Here is a 24691-nt window from a genome sequence, read left to right as displayed (position 1 = left end):
AACTGATTATATATTAGAATGTTACTCCAGATACTAGAATTATGTTGGCATAGGACTTATATTCACCTGTTCTTACAACAGCTTTTGTACCTGCAGTCAGTTTCTTGAATTCTTTATGAGCGACATATTCAACGTCTATAGATCTAATTTCTTCCTTCTCTATACTTTTTATTATTTTTATTATCTTATTGTTCAATTCCGGATTGCTTTCAATTATTTCCTGCGCAAGTATAACCCTTTCAATAAACAGCTCGTCCAGTACTGCCGTCAATACCGGAATAAGCTCAGGCAGTCCCTTTGCCACAGCCAGATCTATCCTTTGAACTCCATCCGGAACAGGAAGACCGCAGTCGCCTATGGTAATTGAATCCGTATGTCCCATTTTTCCTATAACGTATGAGATTTCAGAATTTAACAGACGTCCTTTTTTCATTCTACCACCTGCTTTATCATTGATTATACAGAGCTTCTTTCTATTATTTCTGTATTTAGTATGATTACTTCTGCTTCTTTGTTTACCTTTTTATCGGAGCTGTTTAAATTTTTTAATAGCAGCTCCATAGCCATGTAACCCATTTCGTAGTTTGGCTGTCTGACGGTAGTAAGAGAAGGTTCAACAAGTCCTGCCAGATATATATCATCAAAACCAATTATGCCTATATCATCAGGAATATTGAAGCCGCGCTTCTTAAGCTCCTTAACAGCTCCCACTGCAATTAGATCATTACCGCAAAATATGGCATCAAAATTCTTGTTCTCAGATAACAATTCAATAATACCATTTTTTCCCCATTCAATTTTATATTCACCGTACTTAATAAGTTTTTCATCATATTCCAAACCATTGTCACATAAGGCTTTTCTATATCCGGCTAATCGGTCTCTTGCTGTACGTGTTTTTAAAGACCCTGACAGATATGCTATTTTTTTATACCCTTTATTTATAAGGTGGACAACGCCATTGTATGCTCCTTCTAAATTGTTTACCAAGACCTTTCCGCAAATGTTTTTGGAATAAAAATCTCTGTCTATCAAAATTACAGGAACCTTGCACCGCTCTAATATTCCGGACATTTTTTCACTGTTGGAAGAGTGCGCGATTATAATACCGTCAGCCATTTTTTTTGTAAGGGTTTCAATGTGCTTTTCTTCCACTTCAAGCTTATCATCCGTATTGCAAAATATAATGCTGTAGCCCGATTCATTTGCCTTGTCTTCGGCTCCTCTGGCAACACCGGGGAAAAAGGGATTTGTAATATCAGGAAGTATCAAACCTACAGTATGAGTTTTTTGCGTTACGAGACTCCCTGCCATGGCATTTGGAATGTAGTTATATTTTTTTACTGCATCCAGAACTCTGGTTCGGGTTGCATCTGTAATACTTTTATCCTTGTTGTTTAAAATCATCGAAACTGTGGCAATGGATACGCCAGCTTCTTTTGCGATTTCTTTAATTGTAATTTTCATATTGCACACCTATTTAAACGTTTAACTAAATTATAATACTAAATATTGGAAAAGTCAACAATAAAAGCAAACATTTTCCAAAACAAAAATGTTTTTTAAAATTAATGTAGAATAAATTTAGGTATAATATAATATAGCAGGGTAATTAAAAACCTGTCTGTTTTACCCGATTAATATATTTTAAGCAATCCGATTGACGGTTTGCACACACAATGATAAAACTAATTTAAAATTATAAGGTGGAAAGTAAATGACAAAAATATCGGTTAAAAACCTTGAATATTTTGGAATTATGGATGAGGCAACAAACGAAAATCACTTGGGCTGCAACCAAGAATGGTATGTAAAGCACTGGCAGAGAACGGCAGGATGCGGACCTACGGTTGCTGCCGGTATTGTTTCATATTTACAAAAAAATCGTGGATTGGATAAGGCGAGTTGTCTTAAAATGATGGAAGAAATGTGGAATCATGTTACGCCAACAATAAGAGGAGTGAACAGCACCGGCTTATTTTGTAGCGGACTTTTATCATACTCCGAAAGCAAAGGAATAAAGCTAATATATTACTCTGTAGATGTGCCGGAAAAAACAGATGTCAGACCGCCTTTTAAAAGTCTAATTGAATTTATTTCGTCATCCTTGATAAATGACATACCTGTAGCATTTCTAAACTTGTGTAACGGAGAAGAAAAGAATTTGGATAAATGGCACTGGGTTACAATTGCCGCTTTGGAATATGAAGATGATTTAAGCAGTGCATATGCAGAAATACTTGATGAAGGTATTAAAAAGCGAATTAATCTTTTGATGTGGTATAATACCACAATGCTGGGTGGAGGATTTGTTTCTTTTTATTTTGATGATAAAAATCACTGATTAGGATAATGAGCCCAATCAGTGATTTTTGATAATGTTAATGTTTATCGCACCATATTCATATATGCCTTTCTTTCAGGCATGGGTTTTTCTATTTTGCCTTCGCTAAACTCTATCAGCTTCATGAGCCAAGCCATATTTTTCCCAAGGATTCGCATTATTTGAACACCTTCATCATCCTTGACAGCTTCACCAGGTCTCAAACCAAAAATAACGTTCCAGTAATTTGATGTGGGCATAAGCATTTCCGAATAGCTTATGTAATTGTTCAACTGGTTGAATGCAGGGATTCCTCCTGCTCGTCTGACTGATATAATGCCTGTTCCGACTTTATGTCTGAATAATCCGTTGTTTGCACTCCCCACATATGTAGCCCTGTCAAGAAAGGCTTTCATTGTGGAGCTGATATCTGAAAAGTGAACTGGAGAGCCAAATATTATTCCATCAGCTTCCTTCATTTTTTGAATCCATTCGTTAACTTCATCATCAATTATACATCGTTCATTCCTTGACTTAAAACAGGAGTTACATGCAGTGCAGCCTTGGATTTTCTTGTTTCCTACATGAATTATTTCAACATCAATATTTTCATTTATTAGTTGATCAGCCACTATTTTTATTGCTTCATAAGTATTTCCTTCTTTTCTGGGACTTCCGTTAAATGCAACTACTTTCATAAATTACCTCCTAATCCATTTAAGACATTATACTAAAATGAGTAGCTTATTACAATGATAAGTGCAGTAATAATAGAAATATTTTAAGTATTGTGGTATAATAATACGACTCAATAAGCGGAGAATTATATGAAAAATAAAAGTAAAAAAATAAAAAATATAAAATTGCAATATTCTTTAAGAGTAATTGCTATATGTGTTATTTCAATGCTTTTATCAATTATTATTAACGAATTTGGAATAGGAAAAGAAAATACTTTGATGGTTTTTATCGTAGGGGTGCTGGCTGTTACCATAGTAACACGTGGTTATGTCTACAGTGCGATTGCATCAATAGTAAGTGTGCTCATGTTCAACTATATGTTTACAAATCCAGTGCACAGCCTTAAAATAAGCAATACTCATGATATAATCTTGATGATGTTTTTCCTGATTGCAGCTTTAATTTCAAGCAATATGACATCAAAGCTTCAATATCAGACTGAATCATCCAAGCGAAATGAAAAAACAGCAAAATTTCTGTATGAAATAACAAAGGGTTTTTTAAATGTAACTGGGAACGAAAACATTATTTTGAAAGGTATAAAATATATAAAGGAATATGCCGGCTATGATTGTTGTGTAAAATTAAACAGTGAGGAAAAAGTATATGGTACGCTGGGATCGACAGAATATAGTAAAGTTGATGAAATAAACACTATGATTGTTCCTATAAAAGGAGTAGCAAAACAAAGAGGTGAAGTGCGAATCATTATTGACGACGCCTTATCACAGGAAAAGGACATGTTAATTAAAGCAATAGTTCATCAGATGGCTATAATCTTGGATAGAGAATTTATTTATGAAGAGAGGCAGAAGATAAAGGTTGACATTGAAAGAGAGCGTCTTAAGAGTACCCTCTTAAGGAGTATCTCTCATGATATCAGAACACCTCTGACAAGTATCAAGGGTGCTAGTGAACTAATATGCGATAATTATGATAATTTAGACGAAGATAATATTAAGAAGTTGGCATCAGATATTTTTGATGAATCTACATGGTTAATGAAGACGGTACAAAATATTCTTGATATGACGAGAATAAATGAAGGTAAACTTACTGTTAAAAAAAGCTATGAAGCTGTAGATGATATTGTAAACCAAACGTTATCTCTGGTGCCGCGGCTTCATGAGACGGGAAGACTTTGCGTAAAAATTCCTGATGACATAGTTCTTGTTCCAGTTGACGGCAGGCTTTTTGTTCAGGTATTGGTTAATTTGCTGGATAATGAATATAAGCATGCAGGAGAAAGTGCCGATATATGCTTAAGTGTGTATGTTGAAGATAAATTTGTTATATTTGAAGTTTCAGATAACGGTATCGGAATTGAGCCATCTATGTTGAATAAAATATTTGACGGATTTGTTACCCGCCAAAAGAACAATATTGCGGATGGCAGCTTAGGTGTCGGATTGGGGCTCAGCATATGCAAGGAAATTGTAAATGCACACGGAGGTAAAATTATTGCTCATAATTTAAAAGCCGGAGGGGCATCATTCAAAATAGAGCTGCCTATGGAGGTTGAATAATGGATAATAAAATATTGATAATAGAAGATGACAATAAAATAGTAAACTTTATGTCTATGGCATTAAAAGCTAAGGGATATTCAGTAATAACGGCAAGAAACGGAAACGACGGAATTTTATATTTCTGTACCGAAACTCCTGATATCATTTTGCTGGATTTAGGACTTCCTGATATGGATGGTATTGAAATAATCAATAAGATAAGAGAAGTTTCAAATATTCCTGTAATAATTGTCTCGGCCAGAGAACAGGACTATGATAAAATTGCAGCTCTTGATGCAGGGGCAAATGATTATGTTACAAAGCCATTTTCAATGGGAGAGCTGCTTGCCAGAATAAGAGTAATGGAAAGGCTTATTGAAAGGGAAGTTTTACCTTCTGCTGAAATTATTTACAAAGTGGACTACTTAACTGTCGATATTGAAAAGCACAGAGTATATGTTGACGACGATGAAATACACCTTACTCCGATTGAGTTCAAGCTGTTGGTTCTGCTTATTAAGAACAGGGGAAAGGTCATAACGCACAGCCAGATATCAAAAGAAGTATGGGGCTATGGTGAAACTGGGGATTCTAAAAGCATAAGAGTATTTATGGCAAGTCTGAGAAGAAAGATAGAAAAGGATACATCAAATCCAAGGTATATTCTAACTGAAATCGGTGTCGGATATCGATTTGCAGATGAATAAAAGTTTGATAATTTTGCCAATAAGAAGCGCCTAAAACGGCACGCAATCACAGTGTATTCAGATATGCGTGAGATTGCATGCCAGAGCGGGAAACCAATCAAAAAAATTTTAAACAGCTAAAATAATATATTTTATTTGATTTATATATTATTTGTAAATTTTTGAACCTCTTCTGATTTGCCTATGATAATGAGATTATCATTTTTTCTGAATGTATAGTCTGCCTTTGGCATTGTAATATCATTTCCGTTTTTAATAAGAAGTATATTAATATGGTGTTTTTTTCTTACGTTTATGTTTTCTATACTTTGCCCTATCCAATCTTGAATAATTGGTGTTTCAAAAATAGAATATTCCTTAGTAATTGAAAAGTAATCCAGTACATTGTTTGCACTGCATCTTGTTGCTAGTTTCTCAGCCATGTCCTTATCTGGATATACAACTTCATCTGCGCCGTTTCTTAATAGAAATTTGGCCTGTATATCCCTGCTTGATTTTGATATTACATACTTGGCACCCAAATCCTTTAGTAAGGATGTTATTTCCAAGGAAGACTGAAAATTATCGCCTATTGTTACAAAGCAAATATCAAAATTGCTTACACCAAGTGCTTTTAATACATCTTCTTTTGTGCAGTCTCCGATTTGAGCATCGGTGACTAGAGATGACATTTCATCTATAATAGATGCATCCTTATCAACTATCATTACGTCATTTTTTAAATCTGACATTTTCAGTGCTAGATGAATTCCAAATGCGCCCATTCCTATAATTAAAACTGATTTCATAATACCACCTACCCGATAATGATTTTTCCGTATGGTCTGCTAAGCGGAGATGTTTCTTTCTTCTCAGCCAAAACAGCAGCCATTGATAGCACTCCTACTTTTCCTCCGTACATGAGAAAAGAAATAATAATTTTAGAAAAATTACTCAATAACGGTGTAATTCCCAATGATAAACCTACAGTGCCGATTGCTGAAATTACTTCAAACATTGTCTCTTCCAGACTGAAATTTTGAGTTGCACTTATAAGCATTACAGCTAAAAAAATAGTTGAAATATAAATGACCGTGATTGAGCTTGCTTTTTTCAGAGAATCTGTTTCAAGTCTTCTTTTAAATATAGTAATGTCTGAAAGCTGTTTTGCCGATGACAAAGCGGTGATGATTAATGTAACAAAAGTGGTTGTTTTTATACCGCCTGCTGTAGATCCGGGGCTGCCTCCGATAACCATTAATAGCATTGTAAGCAGATACCCTCCTTCAGACATGGTGTTTAAATTAATAGTGTTAAATCCAGCTGTTCTGGGAGTTATGGAATGAAATAGTGCTGACAGTATTTTCTCTCCCAAGCTCATATTTATCATGCTGTGCTTTGACTCCATTGCTAAAAATATGGCTGCACCTCCAAGTATCAGAGAAATTGTAGCAGTAAGAACTATTTTGGTATGAAGACTGTATTTGTTGAACTTAAATAAATTTTTAGCAATATCATCCCATACAACAAAACCAATACCTCCTATTACTATTAGCCCCATTACTACAATATTTACAACAACATCGTTCGCATATGAAGTGAGTGATGAAAATTGACCGTATCTGCCCATTAAGTCAAAGCCCGCATTGCAAAATGCGGAAACCGAATGAAATATACCGTTATATAATCCTAAGTAAAAGCCCATTTTAGGGCAAAAACGCAGTGAAAGAAATATGGTTCCTATACCCTCAAAAATAAATGTCCTTATTAAAATTTTTTTAACAAGAAATACAATTCCTCCTATTTTCAATGTATTTGCCGATTCCATCAATAATCTTCTTTCCTTCAAACCTATTTTTCTTCTAAGAAACATTGAAAATAAGGTAATTATAGTCATAAAGCCAAGTCCGCCTACCTGGATGAGCACAAGTATAACTATTTGTCCAAATAAAGACCAATGAGTATAGGTATCGTATAGTACAAGGCCGGTTACACAAAACGCAGAGGCTGCGGTAAACAGTGAATCTATATATGGTGTAGGCATGTTGTTTCTTGATGATACGGGAAGACTCAAAATAATTCCGCCTGCTATTATAATTAACAAAGTACCAAACACAATGATTTCAGTATAAGTCATTTTTAGGTTTTTTATTTTAAACATATTATCTCCTTGTGGCCTTGCTGTTAAGCAGCATTAATACGATTTCAGGTGCTGAGGATTTACCGTCAATACACGTAATTTCATTTTCTTCATATATATTTTTGTTATATTGCTTATTGCATATTGCAAATATAATTTTTATTTTCATTAATTTAGACGCTATAGAGCATGCTGTCAGATTTTCCAAATCATCATCATTGACAGCCAGCATACAGCTGTAATTACGAGATTTATCCAATTTGTCAATATCGTTAAATATATCTGAAGTTAAATCCTTCTGCATCAGCAAACAGCTTATTTCACGGCATACAGCTTTGTTGCCGTATATTAAAACATCTTTTTCTCTGCAAACAAAATTATTATTGGAATTGCAGTGATTTTTAGAAGGAGGTTCGATAATAGTATAAATTTTATCTATAAAAATGAAATTAATTAAGAATACTGCAATAAGCGATAATATAATAGCTGCATTCATACTGAGCTCCTTAATTTTATTGTAATTATTATAATATTATTGACATTAAAAATGTATTAAGTTATGTATCAGGGTGTTAATATTGTATAAGTAACAAAACGTAAAATAATTACTGCCTGATAATTGATACTTTGACTGTGCACTTTCTTTCGTAAAAATATATTATATGTGAATTCTGATTATATTAACCGGATTTTTACTTATTTAATTTGTTATGAGCATAAAAAGCGGTATTTATCGATACAAACTCAATATCTGCAGTGAAATTAAATAATATTTGCGGATATTTAGTGGTAAAAAATCAAATTAACATTTAATTATTAATATTTTATTAAATTTTTAATGGTAATTTTTATTTTGGTTATACTATTTATGAAAAACTAATATTAAATTGGAGGATAATTATGAAGAAACTTGCATTATTGGTATGTGTACTTATGTTGCTCAGCATGGTGGCATGTACTGAGGATAAAAATAATGATTTGACTGAAGATATTACTGACGGCAATAATTCAGTAGGTAATGATGTTGTTGATGAGGGTACGGTTACAGATAATGAAACTAATGATATGACCGACACCCAGACTCTGACAGGGACTGCTCAAGGATATGGCGGAGAAGTGAGCGTAACAGTAAAAGTTAGCGGCGATGACATTATGTCTGTTGAGGCTGTGGGTGAAAAGGAAACCCAGGGTGTAGGTTCTAATGCCTTAGATCAGCTTCCGGCAAAAATAGAAGAAGCTGATTCGACAGATGTAGAAAGTATTTCCGGAGCAACTGTTACGAGCGATGCTATTAAAGAAGCCGTTGACAATGCTTTAGAAGGAATGAAATAAATATGTTGAATGAAAAACCAGGTTGGACTTAATCATAAAGTCTAACCTGGTTTTTTATATACTTAGTTTTAACTATTTAGTTTTAACTATTTTAATTATATACTGAGGTTAATATAAGTGATGTTGATGTTTCTTTAATGCAGTCAATTTTATGTAGTTCGTCCTGCAAGGACTTTAATCCAAGTGGTGATATGCATCTTACTTTCATCAATATGCACCATGTTCCTGTAACAATGTGGCACTCTTCAATAATGAGATCGGCAATTTTAAGGTTTTTTAATTGCTCTAAAAATTTATCATAATTAGTGGTTCGCACTCTTAAAGAAATCATTGCATTAGTCTTATAACCGAGCATGGACCAATTTATTTCGGCCTTGTATCCGGAAATTATTCCTTGCTCTTCGAGTTTTGTAACTCTGTTATGAATGGCAGGTCTGGACAAATTTAAGCGTTTTGATAATTCTTCATGCGAAATTCTGCCTTCTTTTTCAATATTTTCAATTATAAGCATATCCAATGAATCCATTTTATTACCTCTTAAACCAATTAATAATTTTATATTGGAACAAATCTAACATTGTTTTAATATAGCATATCGGAACATGGTTTGCAAATTTTTTTTTATAAACAATACGTAATAAACTTATATACATGTACAGAAATACACCTTTTAAACATTTGACAATTTTGCAAAATTATAATATAATTTAAGTATTGAAATACGCCTATAGACATGAGATATGAGGGGGCAGATTTTAGTGTAGTTTTTGTACACTGAAATTTGTCCTTATTTTTTTAAAAAATATTAAATTTAGGAGGTAAAAATGAGCAAAGTAATAATTACGGGAAATACTTTAACTCTTGAAGAGGTGGCAGCTGTTTGCAGGAATTTCTATGAGGTTGAATTATCAAAATCGGCAGTTGATAAAATAATTGCATCAAGAAAAATAGTGGATGAGTTTGTTGAAAACGAAGATGTTGTCTACGGCATAACAACGGGTTTTGGGAAGTTTAGCGATGTTTCAATTTCAAAAGAAGAATCGAAGCTTCTTCAAAAAAATCTTATTGTGACTCATGCGGTTGGTGCCGGAAAACCTTTCGATACAGAAATAGTAAGAGGAATAATACTGCTTAGAATAAATAATCTGGCGAAGGGGTATTCGGGCGCCAAGCTTGAAACTATCCAAACTATGATAGATATGCTTAATAAGGGAGTGCATCCCGTAGTTCCTCAAAAGGGTTCTCTGGGAGCCAGCGGAGACTTAGCCCCTTTATCTCATATGGTTCTTCCAATGATAGGCCTTGGAATGGCTGAATATGCAGGTGAGGTTATGAGTGGGGCCGAAGCTATGAAAAAGGCAGGTATACCTATAATTGAACTTACTTCAAAAGAAGGTCTTGCATTGATTAACGGTACTCAGGTTATGACTTCAGTGGGAGCATTGACTGTCTACGATGCGATTAACCTTTTAAAAGTATCGGATATAGCGGCTTCACTGAGTTTTGAAGCACATAACGGTATAGTAGATGCACTTGATCATAAAGTTCATGACGTGCGTCCTCATAAAGGGCAGAAGGATACGGCCAGAATTATGCTTCAGTTGCTTGCTGAAAGCAAAATGACAACAAGGCAGGGAGATATAAGAGTTCAGGATGCGTATTCTCTTCGATGTACTCCTCAGGTTCACGGTGCAAGCAAGGATGCAATAAATTATGTAAAGGAAAAAGTTGAAATAGAAATTAATTCAGTAACCGATAATCCAATAATATTCCCTGAAACCAGAGAAGGAATATCAGGCGGCAACTTCCACGGACAGCCTATGGCGCTGAGCTTTGATTTCTTGGGTATTGCTTTAGCAGAGCTTGCGGATATATCTGAAAGAAGACTTGAGAGGCTGGTAAATCCGTCGCTAAGCGGACTCCCGGCATTTCTTGTTGAACACGGAGGATTGAACTCCGGATTTATGATTGTACAATATTCGGCTGCAGCTCTTGTATCCGAAAATAAAGTTCTTGCTCATCCTGCATCTGTTGACAGTATTCCATCATCTGCTAATCAAGAGGACCATGTTTCCATGGGAACCATAGCGGCAAGAAAGGCAAAAGAAATAATGGAGAATGTGAGAAGGGTGCTTGCTATGGAGATAATGTGCGCTTGCCAAGGAATTGATCTGAGAGGAAACAGGGGATTGGGCGATGGTACAGAGCCGGTATACAACGCAGTCAGACAGCGTGTTCCAATGCTAAAAGAAGACAGACCTCTTTATGAAGACATTAATAAGTGCGAAGAACTTATCATGGATAATACTATTATAAGTGCCAGTGAGCAGGCGGCCGGAAGTATTGAATTTTAAAAGAATTTTTTTACAGACTGATATCTTGATGAATTTATCATTAAACTCGAGCGTTTCGAAAGAAACGCTTTTTTGTTGCCAGAAATATTGATAAATGCTATAATTAATTTAATATTTTTAGTTATAAAAATATTTTTTGTAAAAGAAAAATTTATTAAAATAAATTTTTTTGGAACAAATAAAAATTTTATAACGTCTTATATTATAACCGAACGGGGTGAAATAATGAAAAGCAATGAGCTGTGGCTTGTAGAGCAAAGCAAGAAGGGGAATATAGATGCTTTTGAAGAGCTGATCAAAGATTACAAAAAAATTGCATATAACATTGCATTGAAAGTTCTCAAAAATACCGAAGACGCAGAGGACGCATCACAGGAAGCTTTAATTAAGGTATATAAAAGCATAAAAAGTTTTAACATGGAGTCAACCTTTAAGGTTTGGCTGTATAGAATAGTTGTTAATACATGTATTGATTTAAAAAGAAAAAAGGCTATAAATACCTTTTCAATTGATGAAAGTATTGATTTGGGAGGAGTAAACGAAGTTCAAAGAGAAATTGCCGATAACTCTGGGAACCCGGATGAATTGGTTGAAAAAAATTTCAAGAATAAACTTGTTAATGATGCTATAAATAAATTGGATGATGATTTTAAAACCATTATAATTTTAAGAGATATTCAGGGGTTTTCTTACGGTGAAATATCTGAAATACTTTCATGTAATTTAGGTACGGTAAAATCCAGACTTAACAGGGCAAGAAAGAACTTGAAAGAAATATTAGAAAATGAACTGAAATTTCAGTACTAAGGCGGTGAAAATATGAATTGTAATGAAGTTAGAGATAATTTATCACTCTATATCGATAATGAATTAAGTGAAGAAGAAAAAAAGTTGATGGATGAGCATTTAGATAATTGTCCTGAATGCCGAAGTGAACTTGAGGATTACAGGAAGCTTATACAAATGTTGAATGAGCTTCCTGATGAAGAACCGCCTGCCGGATACTGCGACAGACTTCATAAAAAGCTTATGAAGGCAGCATCTGAAGATATTGAAGCAACGAAGACCTCCGATATTCAGGAAGTATACAGTAAGAGAAGCGGTAAATTTAAGTGGATGAAGTATGGCAGTCTTGCCGCTGCGTTTGTATTGGTATTATTAGTATATAGTTTAAACAATGCACGCATGGGAAAATCAAGCAATGAAATGTCATATGATACGGCTGAAGCTCCTTCAGAAATGCCTCAGGAGTATATTGAAGAATCAGGTACCGCGCCTGAATCCGCGACAGAAGAACAATATTTCATCGCAGATACGAACAATCTAAAGGCGGCAGGCGTAAGAGGGGAAGAAAATGACAGCATTGATTCAAATCAGTCTGCATTAACTGCCGAGAGTAACAGAGAAATGAAGATTATTAAGTCTGCAAGTCTGTATCTGCAGACAAAGGATTATAATGAATTTTTCAATGAGATAAACACAAAAATCAGTTCCATGGGCGGCTTTATTGAAAATAATATAACGGAAGTATATCAGGTTTATGAAGATAAAAAGCTTATGCGCGGAAATTTGAAGGTTCGAATCCCGCAGGAGGATTTCTACGAGCTTGTAAGTTATCTAGAAGAAAACTCCGATGTTAAGAGAAAAAGCATTAGTGAGAAGGATGCAACAAAGGAATACTACGAAAAAGACAACAAGGTAAAAAATCTTGAGATTCAGGAGCAGCATTTGAGAGACCTGTTTGAAAAGGCGAGTACGGTCGAAGAAATGCTTAAGATAGAAAATGAGCTTAGAAGAGTCAGAACAGAAATAGATGCACTTAATGTAAGCCTTGCAGATATAGATGACAGAGCTTCAATGTCCACAATAGATTTGGATGTTGAGGAAGTAAGAGAAGTCAATTTCACCCTCAAAAGTGAAAAAGGAATATGGGAACGTGCTAAAGAAGGATTTATCAATACGGTAAATTCAATAGTAAGGGGATTTGGAAACATGGTAGTTGCCGCAGTGACTTCCTCACCTATACTGATTCCAATTATAATTATATTTATAGTATTACTACTGAAGATTAAAAAATATTGGAAGAAGAAAATGTAAAATCAGTTACTTTTCTAAAGTTAGAATCAAATTATGTGTTGAAAAAAAGAGTATTAAAGCCTGTAACCCTAAAGCTAAGGGATCCAGGCTTTTTTCGCTGTTGCGCTTCGAGTTAATTAATTATAAAAGTTATTTAATGATTCTGCTGCATATGTTATAATAACTACTATAAAAAATTAAAAAAGTGAGGCAGATAGATGTCAAGTATAGAAGACTTGTTAAATGATAAAGCAAAAGAGCAGATGAAAACTATGAGAAATCCCAACAAAAATATTTCTGAGCTGACGGCAGGCGAAAAAGCAGATGGATTCTATCTCGTAAAAAGCAGCGAGGTTAAGAAGACTACAAACGGAAAGCAGTACATAGATATTGAATTGGTGGATAAAACGGGTGAAATTAACGCGAAAATATGGGAGTATACCGAAGAAAAAGAAGCTATCCTGAAAAATAATTCTATTGTCAAAGTAAGAGGAGAGGTTTTAGAATGGAACGGGTCAAAGCAGCTTAAAGTAAATAAAGTAAGAGCTAAGAACTCTTCGGATTCCATACAAGTATCGGAGCTTATACCTTCGGCACCTATTAGTAATGATGAAATGTATACGGAAGTTGAATCATATATAGATAAAATTAATGATAAAGAAATTAAATTGCTTGTAAGAAATATAATTTCCAAATACAGTAATAAGCTGCTTTACTATCCCGCTGCAAAAAAAAATCACCACTCATACATGGGGGGACTGCTGTACCATACGCTTAGGATGTTGCAGTCAGGTGAAAAGCTTGGTCAGGTGTATGGCTTTCTAAGAATGGATTACGTGTATTCAGGAGTTATACTCCATGACATATGTAAAATACTGGAAATGGACTCTGATGAATACGGTGTTGTTTCTGACTACACAATGGAAGGTAAGCTGTTGGGGCATATAATCCAAGGAATAAAGGAAATAGAAATTGAAGGAGATAAAATCGGTATAGACAGGGAAAAGAGCATAATTCTACAGCACATGGTTTTATCTCACCATTATGAACCGGAATTCGGCAGCCCTAAAAAGCCCATGACTCCCGAAGCAGAGCTTTTGCATTTTCTGGACATAATAGATGCAAGAATGTTTGACTTTGAACATGCGCTTGAAGGTATAGGAGATGGCCAATTTACCGATAAGATATGGATTTTGGATAACAGAAATTTGTATAAAATGTCAGGTGAGTAAAGCAGCAATATAAACAGATTTAAGGAACGACTTCGTCATCAAAGCGGCAAGGTGATTCAGCAGCTTGTCGATCGATTTATGTCGTTCCTTTACAATTGTACTGAAATTGTAACAGGAGGGAAGGAATGGGACTAACCATTATAGCCGGAAGGGCCAAGACAGGTAAATCAAAATATATAAGTGATGATATAAATAATGAAATACTAAAGAAAAATCATAATCATTTATTGCTGATAGTTCCTGAACAAATGACATATCAGGCTGAATACGACGTTATTGAAAGAACAGGCAGCAATGGAATAATGTCTGCTGAGGTTTTAAGCTTTACACGGTTGGGCTATAAAATTCTCGAAGAAGTTGGCGGCCTAAAAATGCAGGAAATTAACGATTATGGAAAGATTATGCTTTTAAAGCAGGTGTTCGAAGAGAACAAGGACGATCTTAAACTGTTTAGAACAGCTTCAAAGCAGGAGGGGTTCCTGAGAGAATTTAATTCTCTTATCAGTGAAATGAAGCAAAACTGCATAAGCGTAGAATTTCTTGAAAAAATAATTAAGTACAAGGTAAATGATAATGAAAATAGGCTTTTAAATAAAAAGCTTGAAGATATAATTAAAGTTTACGGTGAAATTATTAAGAGAACAAATAACATATTTTTTGATGAAGAAGATAAACTTAATCTTGTTATTGAGGCTGTTGAAAAATCTGATTATATAAAAAATTCCGTGATATGGATTGACGGATTTGAAAGCTTCAGCATGCAGAGGCACAGACTGATAAAAAAACTGGCTGAAAGTTCAATAAACGTTACAATAACACTAAATGCAGAATCAAAAACCTTAATTAGCCCACACAGTACAGAAGACTGGGAGGCATTTAAAATTGTATGTGATACGTATAGAATTTTGTCAGAGGGTTTGGATGATTCAATTAACTTGATTTCTCTCAGCAGTAGCAGAATAAAGAACGAAATCAAAACAATAGAACAAAACCTATTTTCCGTAAGTCCGTCAAAATTCATCCAAGGCACCGGAGCCATACAGATATTTTCATCGCTGAATCCTTATTCCGAGACGGAAAGAGTTGCTCAGAAGATTGTTTCACTTGTTCGGGATGACGGATACAGGTGGAAGGACATAGCTATTGCCGCAAGTGATATGGATAGCTATTCTGTCAATGTGAAAAAGGTGTTCGCAAAATATGAAATTCCTTACTTCCTTGATTATAAGAGAGATATAATGGGAAACCCCCTTACGAAATTCATATTGTCTCTGTTTGATATGCTTATTTATAATTTCAGGCATGACAGCACATTTGAATTTTTGAAAACAGGATTTTCCGATTTGAATTATGATGAAGTAAGCAGACTTGAAAACTTTGCTCTTCAATACGGAATCAAAGGAGATAAGTGGTTTAAGCCTTTCAAATTTAACGCTGATGGTATTGAGTATTTTAATTTACTGAGAAAAAAGTTTGTGAACGGATTGGTAGCCTATAAAAAGAAACTGAAAGATTTAAAAACAACAGCGGATATTACAGTATTTATGCTTGACTTTCTCAGAGAATACAAGGTTCAGGAAAAAATTGAAAGACAGGTTGAAATATTTAAGAAATCAGGACAATTCGAGCTGTCAGGCGAAAATGCTCAAGTATGGAACTATGTAATAGATATTTTTGAACAAATTGTTCTTGTGGGAGGAGATACAGAAATAAGCCCGCGTGAATATAAAAAAATGATAGAGACAGGATTTAGCGAAGTTAAAATAAGCATTATCCCGCCTACTCTGGATAAGGTTACTGTAGGTGAAATTGAGAAAATATCTTTAAAATCCTCAAAGGTTCTTTTTATACTTGGAGCCAATGAAGGAAAACTTGATTCAAGAAACAACGAAAAGGGTCTACTTCTTGATTACGAAAGAGAATTTCTTGAAAAGTCAGGCATGAAGCTTTTAAATGATTCCGACTATTATGTTTACAAGGAAAAGCATACAATTTATAAGCTGTTTACAAATGCTTCTGACAGACTATATTTGAGCTGGGCTCTTGGAAATGCTGAGGGAAGAACTATGCAGCCGTCAATGTATGCGGACAAGCTGAGGCAGATATTTCCGGCAGTCAAGGAGCAGACTGACTTAAGTGGAATGAGCCAGTGGGAAAGGATATCAAACCGAAGCGGAACCGTTGACTATCTTATTTCAAACATGAGAGATTTTGTTGAAGGAAACAACATTGATGTTGTCTGGAAGGATGTGTATTCATGGTACGAAGCAAATGAAGAAATTGTAATAGATTTGATACACAAAGGGCTGTCCTATAAAAATAGCACAGAAAATATAAATAAAAACAGCCTGAAGAAGATACATGAGAATCCTGTTTTAATGTCGGTATCTAAAATTGAAAATTTTGCTGCATGCCCGTTTAAATTTTTTATGGACAATGTGATCAGGCCGCAACCTAGATTAGTTCAAAAAATAGAATTTTATGACCTGGGAAATATATATCACCAGTCTGTTGAACAGTTTACTAAATCAATTTCTAGTGAGCTTGAAAATATAGATAAATTGGACAAGGGTAAAATACATACCATGTCTCAAGAATGCACGGAGAAAATCTTACAAGGCGGAGCTATGGATTATACAGCTTTTGATTCAAACGAACGGAACAGATACATGAAAGAAAAGGTAAAAAGGCTGGTAAACAGGGCCGCAAAAACAATTGTTGAGCAGCTTAAAAAAGGTAAATTTCGTCCCACGTATACAGAGCTTGTTATAGGTGACAGGCATATGGAAATTAGGATTGACCCTGTTGAAATAAAGCTGACAAATAATACAAGCATATTTCTGCAAGGCAGGATTGACAGGGTGGATATTCTTAAGAAGAATGATAAGGTATATATAAATGTAATAGACTATAAGTCTTCATATAAGGATATTGATTTGTCCGATGCTGTGCAGGGACTCCAGCTTCAGCTGTTGATATATATGTCGGCAGTAATCAAAAATGGTAAAAAGCTGTTTGAGACAGCTCCCGAGATAGGTGGAGCGTATTACTTTTGTATAGATGATCCCATGATTGACGGCGATGAAGTTTTATCTTCAGAATCGGAAAATGAAATATTTAAAAAACTTTCTCTCAAAGGTTACATTGTTGAAGATATGGATGTTATTTTGAACATGGACAGTGATGTTGAAGCTGTAAGGAAATCTGATGTTGTTCCCGTTTCGTTAAACAAGGACGGAAGTACGTCCAGATTTTCAAAAACACTCACTTATAAAGAATTTAAAGCGATTTTAAACAAAGCAGATGAAGTTGCGGGAGAAATTGCAGAAAAAATAATGGATGGAAATATTGATATAATGCCGTACAGGAAAGATTCAGGAAGCAAGACCCCCTGTCAATATTGTGAATTCAAATCTGTGTGTCAGTTTGACCCGGCTGTGGATGGAAATAATTATCGAAGGATAAAAAAACTGCGCAAGGAAGAAATATTGTCGGAAATATTGAAAAAAGGTTGTGAAGATGAATGAAATTCAGTGACGGTCAACTAAAAGTAATAAATACGAGGAACAAAAATATACTTGTGTCTGCAGCGGCAGGGTCTGGAAAGACTACAGTCCTGGTAGAAAGAATTATTAAGTTGTTGATTGACGATAATGAGGACATAGATAAATTTTTGATTGTAACCTTTACAAATGCTGCTGCTTCCGGCATGAAGCAGAAAATTCACAAATCTCTTATAAAGGCAGTGCAGAATAGCAGTAACAAAGGGCATCTAAGCAGGCAGCTTAATCTTTTAAGCAGGTCAAACATTTCTACAATACACGCATTCTGCATTGATATTGTTCGAAAAAACTTTCATGTAATCGGAATCGATCCGAATTTTAGGATAGGCGATGTAAATGAAATTGATATACTTCTTAATGAAACAATAGACGAGATTTTGGAAAAGCATTATACAGAGAAAACACCTGGATTTATTCAGCTTGTTGAGAGTTTTACCGGAAACCGCGGCGATTTTGAACTTAACGAAATTATTAAGGATATTTACAGATTTATTTTAAGCTTTCCAGATCCAATGAAGTGGCTCGATGAAAAAATTAATCTGCTTTTGATGTCTAGTGATGGTTTGAAAAAATCACCGTGGTTGGAGGCAATAAAGGATAATCTTAGGCTTCAGCTATCAGGAGGCGAAGAAATACTTAAAACCGCGATAAAATTGTGTGCTGATGATGGAGGTCCCACTCCGTATAAAGAAACACTGACGGATGATATGCAAAATATTCAAAATTTGGAAGAGTTCCTTGAAAATGATTTTGAAAAGTTTCTATATTCGATACACAGCGTGAAGTATTTGTCACTGAAGCAGATAAGGGGAAAAGCAAAGGAAGAGATTGATGCGGAAAAACAGGAAGAAGTAAAACTTCTGAGAGATGAATACAAGAAAATTATAAGCAGCATTAACAAGATGATACCGAACAGAACATTGTCTGAATTTGCTGCTGATGTTAATTATATGCATGTTTCTATGAGGGCTCTGTTTGACATTATTTGCGATCTGGACAAAAGTTTCAAAACCAAAAAAATGGATAAATCGATTGCGGATTTCAATGATGTAGAACATTACGCCCTTGAAATTTTGAGGCAGGAGGACATAGGCAAAAGTTACAGGAGCAGGTTTAAATATATATTTATTGATGAGTACCAGGATAGCAACAGCCTCCAGGAGGAATTGCTGAGCAAAATAAAAAGAGAAAATAATTTATTTATGGTAGGAGATGTAAAGCAGAGCATATACCGTTTCAGATTGTCTGATCCTGCGATTTTTAACGAGAAGTGCGAAACATACCCACTTTCTGAGAGGAGCGGTCAGGATATAAGAATTGATCTGACGCAAAACTTCAGAAGCAGAAAGGAAATATTGAGCGGGATAAATTATGTATTCAGTAATGTTATGAATAAGACTCTTGGAGAGGTGGATTATAACCGGGATGTATTTTTAAACCCCGGTTCGGAATTCACAGATAACCGTTCGGATGAAAGAGACTGCTTTATGGATCTTACAATTATAGATAAGGATACCTCGGAATCAGATGACTTGGATGATGAAATCAGATCTATGAAGACAGCAGAACTTGAAGCTTATATGGCTGTTCAAAAAATAAATCAGCTTCTTAAAAAAAACATGAATGAACCTATAAGAGCAAATAATGTATATAACAAAGCAGGTGTAGAAGCAAAAAAAATTCAATACAAGGACATAGTGCTGCTTATGCGTTCTGTATCAGGGTGGGCAGGTATATTTGAACAAATTTTCAATGATAATGGGATACCTTTCTATTTTGACGGAGGATCCGGTTATTATGAAACTATTGAAATACAAGTTATATTGAATTTGCTTAAAATAATTGATAACATAAGGCAGGATGTTCCGGCTTTAAGTGTTATGAGATCTCCAATAGGCTTGTTTGAAGCTGATGACCTTGTACAAATACGTCTTAAGAATCCAAAATTAAATTTTATTGATGCTCTGTACGAATATAAAAATAACTGCTCTGATGATCTTGCCATAAAAATAAGAAATTTTATAGACAAAATTGAAAACTGGAAAAAGAGGAGCAGGTACAGTCAGCTAAGTGATTTTATATGGGAGGTATTGATGGAGACAAATTATTATTATTTTGTCGGAATGCTTCCCAATGGGAGAATAAGGCAGGCAAATCTAAGGATGCTGACTGAAAAAGCATCTGATTTTGAAAAAACTTCCATGAGTGGTCTGTTTAATTTTTTAAGGTATGTTGAAAAGCTTAATAATTCTTCATCTGATACCGGTAGTGCAAAAACACTTGGAGAAAATGACAATGTTGTACGGCTTATGTCTGTGCACAAAAGCAAGGGCCTTGAATTCCCTGTTGTAATTATTTGCGGCCTGAACAAAAAGTTTAATCGGACCGATTCGTCAAAAAGCATATTAAAGCATAAACTGCATGGAATCGCTCCAAAATATATTAATCCGCAGCAGAGGATATACAGAGAGACTTTGCCGAGAATCGCCGTAAAAAATATAATAAGAACTGAAAATATTTCAGAAGAAATGAGGGTTCTTTATGTTGCCATGACGAGAGCAATTGACAGGCTAATAATGATAGGAACAGTTGATAAATTCGACAGAAGGTTGAAAAAATGGTCAAAAGGACCGTCTTTGTATAATATTTACAATGGCGATTCATTTTTGGAATGGATTTGCACCACTTTATTTAAAAACTTAGATGCATACAGCACGCTTAGTAGTGTAAGCTCTGAAAATATGATTTTCGAAACATTTGTCAGCGAAGGTGTCAGTCCTGCAAAATGGAATGTAAACAAGATTACATTATCTCAAATAAACAGAAATGAGTGTGAAGCGGCTGAAAAAAAAGCTGTGAGGATAAATGAAATGAATTTGTTTAAATGCCATGATTACAGCAATGAGAAAACAGAAATAAACCGCAGGCTGAGCTGTGAATACTCTTTCAGAAGTTCCATAAATGTTCCTACAAAGCTTTCGGTAACAGATTTAAAGGTTTTAAAGCGCGAGAATATTGAAACGGTTAAGTTTAATATTCCTGCTTTGAGAGACATACCTCAGTTTAAAGAAAAGGATTCTGATTTTACACAGGCAGAAATAGGGTCAATTGTCCACTTCGTAATGCAGCATCTCAATATTTATGACAACATGGGAATAGAAAATATTAAGGAACAAATAGATGGTATGGTTCAAAAAAAACTTTTGACTGAGCAGGAAGCAAGTGTGGTTGATGTAAAAAAAATATTTGGGTTTTTCAGAACTGATATAGGCAGAAGAATGAGATCGTCGTTACAAGTAAAGAGAGAAGTTCCATTTGTGATCAAAAAAAGTGCTTCTGAGATTATTGAATACCTGGATGGTGATGATATGATACTAATTCAGGGAATTATAGACTGCTATTTCTATGAAGACGATAAAATTGTAATAATAGACTATAAAACGGATGAAATTATTGACGGCAATACAGATGCTGCTATTGATGAATACAGCCGTCAGATATTGTCATATAAGGAAGCTGTAGAAAAAATAACGGGAGTCGAAGTTAAGGAATGTTACCTGTACTTGTTTGATATTGAACAGGCGGTTGAGATAAGATAAAAGCTGAAAAAAAAATAATGAAGAATGATTGGCCGTCACTCTTCATTATTTTTTTATGCCTAACGTCTCCTTCTCTGCTTAATGCGAATTGGTGTTGGATTCTCTTTTTTTTCGTTGTAGTTGGCTTTGTGTTCATCATAATTTATTGTTTTTTCGTGACTTTCATAGCGGTTGTTTTTATAGTGTTTGCTATATCTGTCATTTTCAAGTTTGTTATAGTTTTCATCCCTGCTGTCGTATGTATTCTTTTCATTTTCTTTATGTTGTGCTGCAAGATTTGGTATTGCAACTTCATCATCCTCATCATCCGGTAAAAATGATTCGTTTCGGAATTCAGGTTTATCAGTGTAATCGTCATAAGTTTCTAAATCTTTGACATCTATATCTTTATAATTGTCATTTTTCTCTTCTGCTTTAGTGTTCATGCTATTTATCATAGGCATGAAAGCTTCCATGAGGCTGTTTAAATCAACATTATTTTCGGAGGACCCGCTATCCGAATTTTGTGCAAAATTTGATATAATATCGCTAATGTTTTCATTTTTAAGCAAATCATTAAAACCGCCGTTTTTCATCATATTCATTGCAACGGTACTCATTATTTTTTCCATGTTGTTTGCAATAAGCGGCTGTGAAAGAATTTTGCCCATTGGAACATTTCCACCCTTCATTAGTGCGGTCATCATGTCGGTGGGAGATTTTGCATTTAAAGATTCAATTGGCTTGAATGTCTGAGCTCGGTTCAGAAATGAATATAATCCGAGCAATGTGCTTATTTTTTCAAAAAGCGGCAAATATGTATTAACTCTTGTTACTGTGCCTGGAGATGTCAGCGGAGCAAATGTCCGAACCATGCCGATTAAATTTTCAACCTTTTGCGGATCTGATATTAAGCCGGATGTCAGGTTTTTTGTAGTTCCTGATAATTTAGACACCATGCCCGGAAGCTGGTTTGTTCCGAAAATATACTTTGCGGCAAATAAATACAGCAATATTTGAACTGGAATAATATCACCCTCTTAAAATGATAATCAATATTACATTTTATTCATGGGGTTATATTGTGTTACACAAAAATGAGCCATTAAGATAAATTAATCTGTAATCTATTTAATTTTGCGGCATATTATGTAATTAGGAATGGAGGTATACACATGTCAAAAATTTTTAAAAGTTTCGATGACAATGAATTAAATAAAATCACTGAAAGCAAGGAGTTTAAGAAGGTAGCTAACAACAAAAAGGTCAATGATTTTGTGAACAATAAACAGTTTAAAGAATTCCAAGAGAAATATACGGGCAAGTCAGAAGATGAAATTTTAAATGATGCTAAAAACATGAGCAAAAAGCTTAAGGAACAATACGGAGAAGAGGAATATAACAAAAAAATAAACGACCTAAAAAACTTTGAAATGTTTCTAAGTCCTGAACAAAAAAAGAAAATGAGAAAGTTTTTGGATAGTTTAAAATAGTCTTGATTTAAAGTAAGTTAAAAGGGAATAAAACCTCCCTTTTTTCTTTATTTTTATAAAAATTTTTATACAACAAGATACATATTTATATTATTTTGTTTTTTTAATGCATACAAATGTTAAAAAGTGTTTGTATTTAAAAATTGAACTGAAAACGCTAACATCATTATGTGTTTATTTTGAAAACGTTTCAAAATTTATTAAAATAATTAAAAAAAATAAATAATCGTTTTCATTAAAATACAAAAATTAGCAAAACATTTATAAATGGAAAAAACAGGACATATAATAATTGTTTGACAATTCATATATATTCAATTATAATTAAAACCAGGTTATATTTTATTAATTAGGAGGGACAAAATGAAGAAGGTTATAAGTATCTTGTTAGTGCTTGTTATGGTTTTCGGTTTAGCTGCTTGCAGTAAACCTGCGGAAGCACCGGCAGAACAACCGGCAGAGCAGCCGGCAGAACAACCTGCGGAAGCACCAGCAGAACAACCTGCAGGAGATGCAGAGCCTTTTGAAGGCAAAATTGCTATTGTAACAAATACACTTTCACAAAATGAAGAAGAGTATCGTTCGGCTCAGGAAATGGTAGAGAGATACGGCGAAGATAAAGTATCACATGTTTTATGGCCGGATAACTTTATGACTGAGCAGGAACAAATGATCAGTATTATTACAAAGATAGGTTCAGACCCTGATGTAAAAGCGCTGATTATAAACCAGGCTGTACCGGGAACAAATGCAGCCGTTGATAAATTGCTGGAAATGCGTGATGACATGTTTATTGTTTACTGTGCACCTCAGGAAAATCCTCCAGATGTTGTGGCAAGAGCAAACTTAATCCTTCAGCCGGATGAGCTTGGAATGGGTAACAGTATTCCGGAGCAGGCTCAATTATTAGGAGCTAAGACATTGGTTCACTATTCATTCCCAAGACATATGTCAGTTGTACTTCTTTCAGCAAGAAGAGACCTTATGATAGCTAAGTGCGAAGAAATAGGACTTGAATTTGTTGATGCAACTGCACCGGATCCAACAGGAGATGCAGGTGTACCTGGAGCGCAGCAATTTATTCTTGAAGATGTTCCTAAAATGGTAGAAAAATACGGTAAAGATACTGCATTCTTCTCAACAAACTGTGCAATGCAGACACCGTTAATTAAAGCTTGTTATGATGCAGGAGCTATTTATCCTCAGCCATGCTGTCCATCACCATATCACGGATACCCGTCAGCACTAGGTATTGAATCAACAGGATATACCGTAGATGCGATGGCAAATGTAATAAGCGAAACAGCAAAAAAACTTCAAGAAGGCGGAGTTCTTGGCAGATTCTCAACATGGCCAGTACCTGTAGCTATGATGAACACTGTATCTGGAAGTGAATATGCTATCAAATGGATAAAAGGTGAAGTTGGAGATGACCTTGAGCCGGAAGTATTGGAACAATTAATGACGGAATATGCTAACGGACTTGAAGTTTCTACAACACAATACATAGAAGAAACAACAGACGGGACAGCTGAATATCCTACATTCAGACTGATAATGATGGATTTCTTAACATATGGTGAAGAGCATATTATAGATTAACACTTTATTAATATTAAAAGGTAATTAAGGAATGTTTCGGAGTTTCCTATTGATGAACTTCCG

General features: G+C 34.7%; 20 protein-coding genes. 12 read left to right on the top strand and 8 right to left on the bottom strand.

The annotated features are described in order from the left end of the window. Nucleotides 1–13: 13 nt before the first annotated feature. Nucleotides 14–433, bottom strand: a complete 420-nt coding sequence (rbsD, locus tag ACS3UD_RS08505; RefSeq protein ID WP_308140030.1) for a D-ribose pyranase — start codon at nt 431–433, stop codon at nt 14–16. 23 nt (nt 434–456) lie between these two features. Next, on the bottom strand, nt 457–1467 hold the full coding sequence (locus ACS3UD_RS08500) for a LacI family DNA-binding transcriptional regulator (RefSeq protein WP_308140031.1): 1011 nt from the start codon (nt 1465–1467) through the stop codon (nt 457–459). 250 nt (nt 1468–1717) lie between these two features. Here ACS3UD_RS08500 and ACS3UD_RS08495 point away from each other — a divergent pair, with 250 nt between their 5' ends. Beyond that, the gene (locus tag ACS3UD_RS08495; protein ID WP_308140032.1) at nt 1718–2344 is read left to right on the top strand and encodes a hypothetical protein; all 627 of its coding nucleotides are present in this window, start codon (nt 1718–1720) and stop codon (nt 2342–2344) included. A 44-nt stretch (nt 2345–2388) separates the two neighbouring features. Here the strand turns inward: ACS3UD_RS08495 and ACS3UD_RS08490 are convergent, their stop codons facing one another. Then, the gene (locus tag ACS3UD_RS08490) at nt 2389–3021 is read right to left on the bottom strand and encodes a flavodoxin family protein (RefSeq protein ID WP_308140033.1); all 633 of its coding nucleotides are present in this window, start codon (nt 3019–3021) and stop codon (nt 2389–2391) included. A gap of 129 nt (nt 3022–3150) precedes the next feature. On the opposite strand from ACS3UD_RS08490, the gene ACS3UD_RS08485 reads away from it, so the two are divergent. Next, a complete protein-coding gene (locus tag ACS3UD_RS08485; RefSeq protein ID WP_308140034.1) occupies nt 3151–4590 on the top strand; it encodes a DUF4118 domain-containing protein in 1440 nt (479 codons plus the stop codon). Beyond that, nucleotides 4590–5279, top strand: coding sequence for a response regulator (locus ACS3UD_RS08480; RefSeq protein ID WP_308140035.1), 690 nt, complete (start codon nt 4590–4592; stop codon nt 5277–5279). Before ACS3UD_RS08485 ends, ACS3UD_RS08480 begins: the two co-directional genes overlap by 1 nt. 140 nt (nt 5280–5419) lie before the next feature. On the opposite strand, the gene ACS3UD_RS08475 is transcribed toward ACS3UD_RS08480, so the two are convergent. The 3 genes from ACS3UD_RS08475 to ACS3UD_RS08465 are packed head-to-tail and all read right to left on the bottom strand — an operon-like array spanning nt 5420 to nt 7894. Further along, complete coding sequence (locus tag ACS3UD_RS08475; RefSeq protein ID WP_308140036.1) at nt 5420–6067, bottom strand: potassium channel family protein; 648 nt, start codon at nt 6065–6067, stop codon at nt 5420–5422. A gap of 8 nt (nt 6068–6075) precedes the next feature. Beyond that, entirely contained in the window at nt 6076–7419 is a 1344-nt protein-coding gene (locus ACS3UD_RS08470; protein ID WP_308140037.1) for a TrkH family potassium uptake protein, read from the bottom strand. A 1-nt stretch (nt 7420) separates the two neighbouring features. Next, nucleotides 7421–7894, bottom strand: a complete 474-nt coding sequence (locus ACS3UD_RS08465; RefSeq protein ID WP_308140038.1) for a hypothetical protein — start codon at nt 7892–7894, stop codon at nt 7421–7423. 404 nt (nt 7895–8298) lie between these two features. Between ACS3UD_RS08465 and ACS3UD_RS08460 the strand changes: the two genes are divergently transcribed. After that, a complete protein-coding gene (locus tag ACS3UD_RS08460) occupies nt 8299–8730 on the top strand; it encodes an FMN-binding protein (RefSeq protein WP_308140039.1) in 432 nt (143 codons plus the stop codon). Nucleotides 8731–8821: 91 nt separating this feature from the next. Here ACS3UD_RS08460 and ACS3UD_RS08455 read toward each other — a convergent pair whose 3' ends face one another. Beyond that, nucleotides 8822–9256: an Lrp/AsnC family transcriptional regulator gene (locus ACS3UD_RS08455; protein ID WP_213924197.1), complete on the bottom strand. Its 435-nt coding sequence runs from the start codon at nt 9254–9256 to the stop codon at nt 8822–8824. 298 nt (nt 9257–9554) lie between these two features. Between ACS3UD_RS08455 and hutH the strand changes: the two genes are divergently transcribed. From hutH to addA, 6 genes are all read left to right on the top strand, one after another. Continuing rightward, on the top strand, nt 9555–11084 hold the full coding sequence (gene hutH / locus ACS3UD_RS08450) for a histidine ammonia-lyase (RefSeq protein WP_308140040.1): 1530 nt from the start codon (nt 9555–9557) through the stop codon (nt 11082–11084). 225 nt (nt 11085–11309) lie between these two features. Further along, complete coding sequence (locus ACS3UD_RS08445) at nt 11310–11891, top strand: RNA polymerase sigma factor (protein ID WP_308140041.1); 582 nt, start codon at nt 11310–11312, stop codon at nt 11889–11891. 12 nt (nt 11892–11903) lie between these two features. After that, nucleotides 11904–13181: a DUF4349 domain-containing protein gene (locus ACS3UD_RS08440; RefSeq protein ID WP_308140042.1), complete on the top strand. Its 1278-nt coding sequence runs from the start codon at nt 11904–11906 to the stop codon at nt 13179–13181. A 197-nt stretch (nt 13182–13378) separates the two neighbouring features. Beyond that, nucleotides 13379–14392, top strand: a complete 1014-nt coding sequence (locus ACS3UD_RS08435) for a 3'-5' exoribonuclease YhaM family protein (protein ID WP_308140043.1) — start codon at nt 13379–13381, stop codon at nt 14390–14392. A 125-nt stretch (nt 14393–14517) separates the two neighbouring features. Continuing rightward, on the top strand, nt 14518–17919 hold the full coding sequence (addB, locus tag ACS3UD_RS08430; RefSeq protein ID WP_308140044.1) for a helicase-exonuclease AddAB subunit AddB: 3402 nt from the start codon (nt 14518–14520) through the stop codon (nt 17917–17919). Then, nucleotides 17916–21554, top strand: a complete 3639-nt coding sequence (gene addA / locus ACS3UD_RS08425) for a helicase-exonuclease AddAB subunit AddA (RefSeq protein ID WP_308140045.1) — start codon at nt 17916–17918, stop codon at nt 21552–21554. Before addB ends, addA begins: the two co-directional genes overlap by 4 nt. Before the next feature lie 59 nt (nt 21555–21613). Here the strand turns inward: addA and ACS3UD_RS08420 are convergent, their stop codons facing one another. Further along, nucleotides 21614–22546: a hypothetical protein gene (locus tag ACS3UD_RS08420; RefSeq protein WP_308140046.1), complete on the bottom strand. Its 933-nt coding sequence runs from the start codon at nt 22544–22546 to the stop codon at nt 21614–21616. A 162-nt stretch (nt 22547–22708) separates the two neighbouring features. Here ACS3UD_RS08420 and ACS3UD_RS08415 point away from each other — a divergent pair, with 162 nt between their 5' ends. Beyond that, on the top strand, nt 22709–23026 hold the full coding sequence (locus tag ACS3UD_RS08415) for a hypothetical protein (protein ID WP_308140047.1): 318 nt from the start codon (nt 22709–22711) through the stop codon (nt 23024–23026). 363 nt (nt 23027–23389) lie between these two features. After that, the gene (locus ACS3UD_RS08410; RefSeq protein ID WP_308140048.1) at nt 23390–24628 is read left to right on the top strand and encodes a DUF3798 domain-containing protein; all 1239 of its coding nucleotides are present in this window, start codon (nt 23390–23392) and stop codon (nt 24626–24628) included. Nucleotides 24629–24691 lie beyond the last annotated feature (63 nt).

This window comes from Sedimentibacter sp. LTW-03, from assembly GCF_052059825.1.
In the GTDB taxonomy this organism is placed as follows: Bacteria; Bacillota; Clostridia; order Tissierellales; family Sedimentibacteraceae; genus Sedimentibacter.
Note: the sequence above shows the minus strand (reverse complement) of the source record. Positions and strands in the feature narration are given on the sequence as shown.